This window comes from Albidovulum sp., from assembly GCF_049646345.1.
In the GTDB taxonomy this organism is placed as follows: domain Bacteria; phylum Pseudomonadota; class Alphaproteobacteria; order Rhodobacterales; family Rhodobacteraceae; genus Albidovulum.
The window spans coordinates 1-11,221 of record NZ_JBARVQ010000566.1 but is presented as its reverse complement, the minus strand read 5'-3'; the positions used below and the strand labels follow the sequence as shown (position 1 = coordinate 11,221).

The window sequence follows — 11,221 nt, the reverse complement described above, 5'->3', positions numbered from 1 at the left end:
TTCTTCTTCTACCTGACGGGACGGAAGACCTGAGTGCCGCCAATCAAGCCCGGTTCCGGGCACAACAAGGGAGTCGAAAGATGAAGACCAGACTGATCACCGCGCTGGCCGGGGCATCGCTTGCGATGGCAGGCACCGCATGGGCCGAGGGCGAGTTGAACATCTACAACTGGGGCAACTACACCAGCCCCGAACTGATCGAGAAGTTCGAGAAAGAGACCGGTATCAAGGTCACGATCACCGATTTCGACAGCAACGACACCGCGCTGGCCAAGGTCAAGGCCGGCGGGCACGGCTTTGACATCGTGGTTCCGACCCACACCTATGTGTCGATCTGGATCAGCGAGGGCCTGCTGCTGGAAAGCCGCCCCGACGAGATGTCGAACTTCAAGAACATGGACCCGGCCTGGGTCGATGTCGATTTCGATCCGGGGCGCAACTTTACCGTGCCGTGGCAATGGGGCACGGTTGGCGTCACCGTCAACACGTCGGTCTATAGCGGCGATCCGAACACTGCCGCGATCTTCCTTGATCCGCCTGATGAGCTGAAGGGCAAGGTCAGCGTTGTCCCCGAAATGAATGACGTCCTTGGGCTGGCCGTGAAATATTATGGCGGCGAACAATGCACTGAGGACAAGGAGGTTCTGTCGAAGGTGCGCGACGGTCTTCTGGCCGCCAAGCAGGACTGGCTGTCGATCGACTATGGCACGGTCGAGAAATACGCCAAGGGCGATATCTCGGCTGGCGTGAACTGGAACGGTGCTTCGTTCCGCTCGCGTCTGATGAACCCTGACGTCGTCTTCGGTTATCCGAAAGAGGGTTTCCCGGTCTGGATGGACAACGTTGCCATCCTTGCCGACGCCAAGAACGTGGATGAAGCCAAGACCTTCATGAACTTCATCATGGACCCGGAAAATGCCGGCATGATTTCGGCCTTCGCGCGCTATGCCAACGGGATCAAGGGGTCCGAGGCGTTCATGCCCGAAGACATGGCATCTGCGCCCGAGGTGAATATTCCCGAAGACCTGAAGGCTTCTGCCTATGTCGCGAGGATCTGCCCACCCGAAACGCAGAAGATCTATACCGCGATCTGGACCGAGCTTCTGAAGTAATCCCACCAACTGTCGGCACGCCCTCTATCCGGGCGTGCCGAACCGGGGCAAAGACATGACTGACATCGTTATTCTGAATGGCCGCGTCATCACATTCGACGGACCGGACGCCGAGGCGCTGGCCATCACCGGCGGCACGATCACTGCCGTGGGCAGCACAGCCGATATCCGGGCGCTTGCGAATGGGGCGCGGGTGATCGACGCGGGCGGGGCAACCGTTCTGCCCGGCTTCATCGACAGTCACGTGCATCTGTTCGGCGGATCGGCAGAGCTGGGCTATCTCAGCCTTTTGGGGGTGCATGGCGTGGAGGCGATCCGCGACGCGGTCCGTCCCTATGCCGCCTCACGCCCGGATGACCGGCTGATCTTTGCAACACCCATCGACTATCACGCGATGGGTGGACGGTCGATCACCCGGCAGGATCTGGATGCGGTGCTGCCCGACCGGCCCTTTGCCGCGATGGCGGCCGATCACCACACGGTCTGGGCCAATACCAAGGCGATGGAACTGGCGGGTATCCTGCATGGCGCCGACCTGCCCGACGGAAGCGAGATCGTGATGGCCGCCGATGGCACTGCGGCGGGCGAGCTGCGCGAGCCTGAGGCCTTCGCCCATGTTCTGGCTCTGACCGAACTTGGCGGTCGCGACCTGATGGGCTTCGTGACGGGCCGCGATCCCGAACCCGCGCCGGGGCCGAAGGAACGCGCCTATGACAAGCAGGTTCTGGCCCGTGGCCTGGCGCATTGCGCTTCGCACGGGATTACCGGGCTGCACAACATGGATGGCAATTTCTATCAGCTTGAACTTCTGAGCGAGTTGGACGCGGCGGGCGATCTGATCGCCCGGGTCGAAGTGCCGATGCATCTGAAGAATTACGATCCCCTCGACCGGCTCGCCGAGGCCGAAGAGATGCGGGCGCGCTTTGCCACGGACATGGTCTGGTGCAACCGGGTCAAGATGTTCATGGATGGCGTCATCGACAGCCGCACCGCCTGCACGCTGATCCCCTATCCCGGCACCGACACCACCGGCGACGCCTTGTTCGAGGCTGCGCATTTTGCCGAAGCCTGCCGCAGGATCGACCGCATGGGACTGCAGATCTCGGTCCATGCGGTCGGCGATGGTGCCGTACGCCGGGTGCTGGATGGCTATCAGGCCGCGCGCGAGGCGAATGGTCCGCGCGACAGCCGTCACCGGGTCGAGCATATCGAGCTGATCCATCCCGACGACATTCCCCGCTTCAAGGCGCTGGGGGCCGTTGCGTCGATCCAGCCGCTGCATTCGCCACGGGGCGGTCTTTTCCAGCCCTATGAGCCGGGCGATCTGCTGCATCCGCATCAATTCGAAACGGCCTTCGCCTGGCGGACAATCCGTGCATCAGGTGCGAAGGTGATCTTTTCCACCGACTGGCCCGTGGTGCCGGTCGATGTCATGCCCACGGTCAAGGGCGCGGTCCACGGGGCAGACCTGCCCCCGCATTGGCCCGACCAGCGGCAGGGTCTGCGTGAAACGCTGGCCTCCTACACATGTGACAATGCCTGGGTGGAATTCAACGAGCGCCGCAAGGGCCGACTGAAAGCGGGCATGATGGCCGATATCGTCGTCATGGACCGTGATATCGAGGCGATGCCAACCGGCGATCTCGACAAGGCGCGGGCGAGGGTCACGATCTGTGGCGGGCGCGTCACCTACGACGCGTGACCGGCTGATGGTTCAGCCTGTCCGGCCCGCAGGCTCTACCAACCGATGCTCGACAAAGCGTGTCAGCATCTTGGTGCTGTCCGCTTCGATCTGCGCGCGCGGCGCATCGGGGAAAGCATGGGCAAGGACATCACAAAGGTCATCAAGGTCCATCGGCTCTTCCAGCAAGCGCCAGATCGCCAGCGACCCATCGTTCAGCCGGTGTACGCCAAGCCCGAATGCATCCGTCAGGTAGTGACCGCCATTCATGGTGACTTCGGAATAGCCGTGCTTGCGGACATAGATCGCATCGCGATGAAACTCCGGCATGGGCGCTGCGATCAGTTCTTCATCCACTTCGCGGAATTCGATCAGATGCTGATTTCGCGCCACGGGAGGGTCGGCGGGCCAATCTGAAAACCGAGTTTCAAGAAAGGCCGCAGCCTCCTCGGCACAGGAATAGGTCAGGCGATGCGGATGGACGGCTGACAGCAATGCCTTGGTCATATGCAGAATGGTGCCCGAATGAACGGTCCGGGCGAAATTCTGATGCAGCAATGCCGCAACGGCCTTGTGCATATCCATGGGTTCAAGCGTGGTCGGGCCTGTCTTTTTGCGATTGAGAAAGATGATCGCGCCAAGGGGGCATTCGCTCCCATGCGCGGGCTGGTCCGGAAGGGTGAGGTATTTGTACTGCCGGTTGGCCGGGCCGTCATTGGTTGAAACCCAATCGCGGAACCCGGTGCTGAAACTCTCGGGTACTGGCAGGCGCAGGCGCGGGCTGACCCCCATCGCAACACCCTGAAAGCGTCCGTCCGGATCCAGCCCCACCGAAAAGAAATCATCGCTGAAGACGCGGAACCCGCGATGAGCGAGACAGGCGGTCAGGGTGCTTTTCCCGGCGCGACGGACATTGGGAATGATGACGAGACGGCCAGAGATCTCGACCGCAGCGCCGTGCAGGCACATCAACTGCTCACCAGACCGCAGAAGCTCGCAGGACAGTTCGACGATCATGTCGCAGATCGCGTTTACGGCGTTGAATTCACGCGTTTCGCCACAGGTCGAGAGCGACGCGATAGTGTACCGGCCTTTCCTGATCCGCGAAATGGTCGATGTCGGTTCGGTGTCTCCCGGCTCAGCGCTGACGGAATAGGGCCAATGCGGAATGATCCGGGCAAGTGGCTCCAGAAGTTCCGTGCATCCGTCCAGAAGCACCGGGGCGTTCAGCCCCTCAAACCGGATGTAGGCGGATTGAGTCGGTGTGTCGTGTCGTTTCATGGTGCCTGAAAAGTATCCCCGGCATGGATTACCATGCCGGGGCGTAGATATTCCACCTCTATGAGGTCACTCAGCCGCCGCAGCCGGCATCGTCATCGCCCGGCCCCGAGCAGGTGCTCGGCCCGGTGGTGCCGTGCGAGCCGCCGCCAGCGCTGCTTGGCCCTGTAGTTCCATGGGATCCGCCGTCCGAACGGCTCCGCCCCGAGCTTCTGGACGATTCTGACCGGCCCGACGAACCTGACCGGCCCGACGATCCTGAGTGGCCCGATCCGCCGCCACTGCGGCCCGATCCACCACCACCACCACCGCTGCGGCCCGACCCGCCGCCACCGCCGGATGAGCCGGAGCCCTTGGCTTCGGCAATGCTCAAGGTCGTGAAGGCGGGGATGGAATATGCGCCAAGCGCCAATGCGCCCAAACGGGTCAGTGCGCGGCGTCGTGAAAGGACGGCGTCCATTTCGCTGCTCATGTTGGTCTCCTTTCGAACGTCATTGCCCGATGCAATGTCATGAGAAAAGGTGACCCAAAAACCTGGCGTCGGGTACGGACCATGGTCGGGTCATTTGTCAGACCGGTGGTCCGGACCCTCAGCCGCGCCCGCGATAGGGGGGCACGCCCTGATCTGGTATCCATACCCCTTCCGGCGCAGCGCCGGTTTGCCAGAAGACATCGATCGGCATGCCGCCGCGCGGATACCAATAGGCGCCGATCCGCAGCCATTCCGGCGCGAGAAGATCGACGATCCGCTTGCCGATATCAATCGTGCAATCCTCATGAAACGCACCGTGATTCCGGAAGGAATGCAGATAGAGCTTGAGGCTTTTGCTTTCCACCAGCCAGTCGCCGGGGATGTAGTCGATGACTATATGGGCGAAGTCGGGTTGCCCCGTCATCGGACAGATCGAGGTAAATTCCGGCGCGGTGAAGCGAACCACGTATTTCGTGCCCGCATGGCCCGCTGGAACACGCTCCAGTATCGCGGTTTCGGGTGAAGAAGGTTGTTCGGTCGCAGCCCCCAGCTGGGTCAGGCCTGAAACGTCGGTTGTGGTCATTTCATCCCTCATTGGACGTGAAGGCATCGCCCTGACAGAGCAGGGCGATCCCGTCAAGCATCGGAAGAATGCGCGGCCTCCGGGCTGAGGGGGGCGTCCTGAAATGAGTGAGTATTTCGCCTGAAGATATGCTTCAGCGCTGACTAAGCGAGGCGGTTTGGAACCTTGCACCCTCTCAGTTGAGGCCCGTGTAAGGGACTGAGAGGTTGCCCTGACCGGCATCCTGTCTCGGCCTGGTTGCCCGATCACTTCTCTCCAAGGTTGACTCTTGCCGTAAGGGCAGTCAATCGCTAGGCATTCGCCACCCGATACAGCCTTTTCATTGACCTTCGCATTGAGGACGGACCGCCACCATGTATGACGCGCTTCTGGACCGCTATGATCTGACGCCTTCGATGGAGGCCGCCGAGGCGACACGCGATCTTTATGCGCATGTGAGCCATGCGATGCCACTGGCCGATTGGGCCCGCCACGCGCCCTATATCCTTGCCATCAATCGGCTGAAGGCGGAACGCAATGCGGTCATCCTCGCCCATAATTACATGACACCCGAGATCTATCACGGTATCGCTGATGTGGTCGGCGACAGCCTGCAACTGGCGATCGCGGCGACGAAGACCGAGGCCGATGTCATCGTGCAATGCGGCGTGCATTTCATGGCCGAGACCTCAAAAATCCTGAACCCGTCGAAGACAGTGCTGATGCCCGATATGGGGGCGGGTTGTTCGCTGGCGGAATCGATCACGCCCGAGGGTATCGCCGATATGCGGGCGCGCTATCCCGGCGCGCCGGTGGTAAGCTATGTCAACACGACGGCGGCGGTGAAGGCCGCGTCTGACATCTGCTGTACCTCGGCCAATGCGGCACGCATCGTCGCGGCGATGGAGGGCGATACCGTCATCATGACGCCGGACAAATACCTGGCCCAGAACGTCGCCAAAGAGGTGCCGCAAAAGCGCGTCGTCTGGTGGGATGGCGCTTGCATCGTGCACGAACGTTTCACCGCCGAGGAGATCCGCGAATTCCGCGCGGCCGAGCCCGATACCCGCATCATCGCCCATCCCGAATGCCCGCCCGATGTCGTGGCCGAGGCGGATTTCTCGGGTTCGACCTCTGGCATCATCTCCTATCTCGACCGGCAGCGGCCTGACCGGGCGATGCTGCTGACCGAATGCTCCATGGCCTCGAACATCGCCTCTGCCCTGCCGGGGGTGGACTTTGCCGGGCCCTGCAATATGTGCCCCTATATGAAGATGATCACGCTGGAAAAGATCCTGAGGTCGCTCGACCGGATGGAGACACCGGTTGAGGTCGACCCCGCCATCGCCGCCCCCGCCCGCCGCGCGGTAGAGCGGATGATCGAACTGTCGGTGTGAGTCTCTGACGTGACCAAGACCGACCGGATCGTCATTGTCGGTGCTGGGCTGAGTGCGCTTTACGCTGCGCTAAGGCTCGCGCCGCGTCCGGTTCTGGTCCTGTCGCCCGATCCCCTGGGGCAGGGCGCAAGCTCGGCCTGGGCGCAGGGTGGGGTCGCGGCGGCCCTTGCCGCGACCGACAGTCCGACAGCCCATGCCGCCGATACAATCGCCGCCGGTGCAGGTATCGTCGATGCGGATGTGGCGACCCGTGTGACCGGGGCGGCGCGGGACCATATCCTTGCGTTGACCGCTTTGGGCACCCCCTTCGACCGCGATGCGGCGGGCAGTTATGTGATGAGCCGCGAGGCCGCGCATTCAGCCCCCCGCGTGGTGCGTGTCAGTGGCGATCAGGCGGGCCGCGCGATCATGGAGGCGCTGATCGCCCATGTGCGTGCAACACCGTCAATTCAGGTTATGGAAGGGGTGATCGCCACCGGGCTGGAACTGTCGGCTGGCGCGGTGTCTGGTCTGCGGCTGGCGCGGTCGGACGGATCCACGGGCATGGCGCGCCTCGCATGTCCGGCGGTCCTGCTGGCAGGTGGAGGGTCGGGCGCGCTTTATGCCCGCACAACCAATCCGCCGCGCATAAGGGGAGAGGTTCTGGGCCTTGCCGCCCACGCCGGTGCCCTGATCGCCGATCCGGAATTCGTGCAGTTCCACCCTACCGCGCTCGATACCGGAGCGAACCCGGCCCCGCTTGTGACCGAGGCGCTGAGGGGCGAAGGTGCCGTGCTGATCAACCGTGCGGGTGACCGGTTCATGACCGGTCTGCACCCCGATGCCGAACTGGCACCGCGCGATATCGTCGCCCGCGCAGTCTTTGCCGAGACGATGGCGGGGCGGGGCCCGATGCTCGACACGCGGGCAGCCGTCGGTGCCGATATCGCAACCCGCTTTCCTGCCGTCGCCGCCGCCTGCCGCGCATCGGGCATCGACCCTGTGCGCCAGGCCATCCCGATCGCCGCCGCCGCGCATTACCACATGGGCGGGGTGGCCACCGACGCCGCGGGACGGACCAGCCTGACAGGGCTCTGGGCTTGCGGCGAGGTTGCCGCGACCGGCCTGCACGGTGCAAACCGGCTGGCCTCGAACGGGTTGCTGGAGGCGCTGGTCTATGCCGATGCCGCCGCACGCGACATCGCCGAAGGGCTGCCAGAGGCCACCCGGACGGAACCGCCAGTGAACCTTGTGTTCAGCGGGGCGGCAGCAACGCGGCCCGATCCCGGCGCACTTGCCCGGTTGCGATCCATCATGGAAACCCATGTCGGACTGATCCGTGACGGTGACGGTCTGTCGCGCGCCTTGTCCGAGATTGCGCTGCTTGAGAAGGCAGCCGGGGATTGTGAACCGATGCGCAACATGACCGCCACGGCAACGCTGATCGCCGCCGCCGCCCTTGACCGCCGCGAAAGCCGGGGCAGCCATTTCCGCAGCGATTGCCCGGACCCCGACAGCACCGCCCCAAGACGAAGCTATCTGACACTCGACCAGGCGCGCGAATTGCGTGCCAAAGCCAATGAGGGTTGCCTGTGACCACCTTTCCGCCTCTGCCTGACCTGATCCTCGAACCTCTGGTCCGGGCCGCATTGACCGAGGATCTGGGCGGTCAGGGTGACCTCACGACGCGCGCCGTCATCCCGCACGATCTGACCTATGACGCGGCCATCGTCGCGCGTGAGGCGGGTGTGGTCTCCGGCATGCAGATTGCGGCGCTCGCCTTCCGGCTGGTCGATCCGGCGCTGCGGATCGAAACGTTGCGGCCTGACGGCGCGTCCTGCGTTAAGGGTGACGCTCTGATGCGGATCAGCGGACGCGCCGCGTCGATCCTGATGGCGGAGCGTGTTGCCCTCAACTTCGCCGGTCGCATGTCGGGCATCGCGACGCTGACCGCCGCCTTTGTCGCCGAAACAGCCGGAACAACCGCACGGATCACCTGCACGCGAAAGACCACCCCCGGTCTGCGCATCGTTGAAAAGCAGGCGGTGCTGCATGGCGGCGGCACCAATCACCGTTTCGGCCTGTTCGATGCGGTACTGATCAAGGACAACCATATCGCGGCCGTCGGCGGTATCTGCGCCGCATTGTCATCGGCCCGCGCCGCCCTTGGCCATATGGTCAAGGTAGAGGTCGAGGTGGACAGGCTGGACCAGCTTGCCGAGCTTTTGGAAACCGGCGGGGCGGATGCGGTACTTCTGGACAATATGGACACGGCCACATTGCGCGAGTCTGTTGCCATGGTTGACGGGCGTCTTGTCACCGACGCCTCGGGGAACATGCGGCGCGACCGGATCGCCGAAGTGGCGGCGACCGGGGTTGATTACATATCCTGCGGGGCGCTGACCCATTCGGCGCAGGTGCTGGATCTGGGCCTCGACTTCTGACCGCTCACACCCGTTTCAGTAGTTTCCCTTGACCCTTTCCTTTGTGGGATCGAAGTGGGGGAATGGGACGACGCGGGCCTTCAGACGTTTTTGGTCGCCGTCGAGGCGGCCGATTTCGACCTCGGTTCCGGTTGCGGCATGGGTGACATCGAGGCGCGCCAGGGCGATGACCTTGCCGAGGGCGGGGGATTTCACCGCCGAGGTGACGATACCGATCTGCGGTTTGCCAATATGGACGCAGTCGCCGGGCGTGGGCACGATGCCGCCCTCCAGATCGAGGCCGACGAGCTTTTTCTGCGGATGCGCCTTGCGGGCCTCCAGGGCGGCGCGGCCGATAAAGTCGTCGGTTTTCGATTTCAGCGGCACGGCAAAACCGATCCCGGCCTCCATCGGGTCGGTCTGGTCGTCGAATTCAGAGCCTGCGAAGATCAACCCGGCCTCGATCCGGAGCATGTTCAGCGCTTCCAGTCCGAGCGGGATCATCCCCTTCGGTTCGCCCGAAGCCCAGACCGCGTCAAAGACCGCTTCCGCGTCTTTCGGGTGGCAGAAGACCTCGTATCCCAGCTCGCCGGAATAGCCGGTGCGGCTGACCACGACCGATGGCCCGTGGAAATCGCCGATCCGGCCGATGGTCAGGCGAAACCAACCCAGTTCCCCGACCGTTGGCTGATGCGGTGGGGTCCAGATCACATCCTTCAGGATGTCGCGCGACAGGGGGCCCTGCACGGCGATATTGCAGTGATGGTCGGTCGAGGCGCGGACCCAGGCATTCAGCCCCCTGGCCTCGGCCTCTTTCCTCAGCCACAGGCCCGACTGGTCATTGCCGCCGATCCAGCGGAAATTCGTCTCACCCAACCGGAACAGGGTGCCGTCATCGATCATGCCGCCATGGTCATAGCACATCGCGGTATAGACGATGCCGCCGACCGGCAGCTTCTTGACATCGCGGGTCACGCAGACCTGCATCAAAGCCTCGGCATCCGGCCCCGTCACCTCGTATTTGCGCAACGGGGAAAGGTCCATCACCACGGCCTTTTCCCGTGCTGCCCAATATTCCGCGACAGCCCCATGGCCGGTCATGTCATTGGCGATCCAGTAGCCTGCATATTCGACGAAATTCCGCGTGTGTCGGGCGAAGCAGTCGTGAAATCCGGTTTTCTTCGTCTCTTCCAAATCAGCCCCCGGTGTCTTGCGCCAGCCTATGGAGCGCTTGAAATCCTCGCCTCTGTCATAGACCCGCACCTGGATATCGGTCGGGTTCCAGCCATTGGCCGGGTCGATATCGCAGGGGCAGGCGGTGGAGACGCAGACCAGATCGGTCAGCGCCCTGAGGAGCACATAGTCGCCCGGCCGCGACCACGGCTCATCCATGCCGATCGCATGGGTGTCGTCGAGCAGCGTGTTGAAGAAGTAGTTGATCGCGGGCCAGCCGCCGCGCGGGCGGATGTCATAGGCGGCCAGTTCCCGGTTGATGTTGTCCGAGCAGTTGATATGGCCGGGATAGCCCAGATCCTCATAATACCGCGCGGTACAGGCCAGCCCGAACGTATCGTGCCGCCCGACCGTGTCCTGCACGATCTCGACCAGAGCTTCCTGATCGACGCTGAAATACTTCGCGTGCAGGCCGGGCTTTGGGTAAAGCGATCCCATCAGCGAACGGGTCGTGGTCGGGTCGATCTCACGCTCGATCCCCTTGTCGAGGGCGCGCAGCGAGAAGGCCTGAAAGTCCGAGCATTCCCGGCCCTGCACGTCGAGGATCTGGATGAACTGCCCGGCCTTCACGAGATAGGGCACCGCTTGCCCCGGCTGGATATTGGCGTCGATCAGCGGATCGGCCAGGGGATCGGGCGGCAAGAGCCGGTCGGGCATGTTCTGCAGCACTGCGCGGCGGATATAAAGGACGACCTCGGTCGGGGCCCATTGCTCATGCGGCTCCATCGCGCCACCTGCCGCACAGACGATCAGGAGCCCGTCCGAAGAGGCGGTGAAACTGACCGTATCGCCCGGGCGCGAGCCTTCCGCGAAGGCCAGAACCCCGTCGGCGCGGGCCAGATCGAACCCCGCCACCTCAAGCGCCCGCACCACCTTGCGGCCCGACGGGTCCGACAGAAGCGCCGTCTTCAGCCCTTTCGGATCGCGGCCGCCCTTCGCGCCGATCATCCCGGCATCGGAACGCCCGTCGGGGGCGAAGAAGACCAGTTCGACCGGCTGCAGACCTTCGCGGTCCTGTACGGTGATCTCGTCGCCCTTCTGGATCGGCACGGCACGGCTGCCGCCGCCCGGCACCGGATGACGC

At 63.5% G+C, this 11,221-nt stretch carries 9 protein-coding genes; 5 read left to right on the top strand and 4 right to left on the bottom strand.

Translation table 11 applies throughout. The features are described 5' to 3' along the window. Window positions 1-80: 80 nt before the first annotated feature. Window positions 81-1,112: an extracellular solute-binding protein gene (locus tag WBB85_RS14775; RefSeq protein WP_432639367.1), complete on the top strand. Its 1,032-nt coding sequence runs from the start codon at window positions 81-83 to the stop codon at window positions 1,110-1,112. Window positions 1,113-1,167: 55 nt separating this feature from the next. Next, entirely contained in the window at window positions 1,168-2,814 is a 1,647-nt protein-coding gene (locus tag WBB85_RS14770; RefSeq protein ID WP_432639366.1) for an amidohydrolase, read from the top strand. A gap of 12 nt (window positions 2,815-2,826) precedes the next feature. On the opposite strand, the gene WBB85_RS14765 is transcribed toward WBB85_RS14770, so the two are convergent. The 3 genes from WBB85_RS14765 to queF form a co-directional block, all read right to left on the bottom strand. Further along, window positions 2,827-4,074 (bottom strand): PqqD family peptide modification chaperone, encoded by a 1,248-nt coding sequence (locus tag WBB85_RS14765; protein ID WP_432639365.1) that lies wholly within the window; start codon window positions 4,072-4,074, stop codon window positions 2,827-2,829. 70 nt (window positions 4,075-4,144) lie between these two features. Continuing rightward, window positions 4,145-4,543, bottom strand: a complete 399-nt coding sequence (locus WBB85_RS14760) for a hypothetical protein (RefSeq protein ID WP_432639364.1) — start codon at window positions 4,541-4,543, stop codon at window positions 4,145-4,147. Window positions 4,544-4,661: 118 nt separating this feature from the next. Next, entirely contained in the window at window positions 4,662-5,126 is a 465-nt protein-coding gene (queF, locus tag WBB85_RS14755) for a preQ(1) synthase (protein WP_432639363.1), read from the bottom strand. A gap of 353 nt (window positions 5,127-5,479) precedes the next feature. Between queF and nadA the strand changes: the two genes are divergently transcribed. From nadA to nadC, 3 genes are read left to right on the top strand one after another with little or no spacing between them, the layout of a single operon-like run. After that, window positions 5,480-6,502, top strand: a complete 1,023-nt coding sequence (nadA, locus tag WBB85_RS14750; protein WP_432639362.1) for a quinolinate synthase NadA — start codon at window positions 5,480-5,482, stop codon at window positions 6,500-6,502. Between the two features lie 9 nt (window positions 6,503-6,511). Next, window positions 6,512-8,077, top strand: coding sequence for an L-aspartate oxidase (locus WBB85_RS14745; RefSeq protein WP_432639361.1), 1,566 nt, complete (start codon window positions 6,512-6,514; stop codon window positions 8,075-8,077). Then, window positions 8,074-8,925 carry a carboxylating nicotinate-nucleotide diphosphorylase gene (nadC, locus tag WBB85_RS14740; protein ID WP_432639360.1) on the top strand — a complete coding sequence of 284 codons (852 nt, stop codon included), beginning with the start codon at window positions 8,074-8,076 and terminating at the stop codon, window positions 8,923-8,925. Before WBB85_RS14745 ends, nadC begins: the two co-directional genes overlap by 4 nt. Before the next feature lie 15 nt (window positions 8,926-8,940). Here the strand turns inward: nadC and WBB85_RS14735 are convergent. Then, window positions 8,941-11,221, bottom strand: a 2,281-nt coding sequence (locus WBB85_RS14735) for a DUF1989 domain-containing protein (RefSeq protein ID WP_432639359.1), incomplete at its 5' end; no start/stop codon positions are given.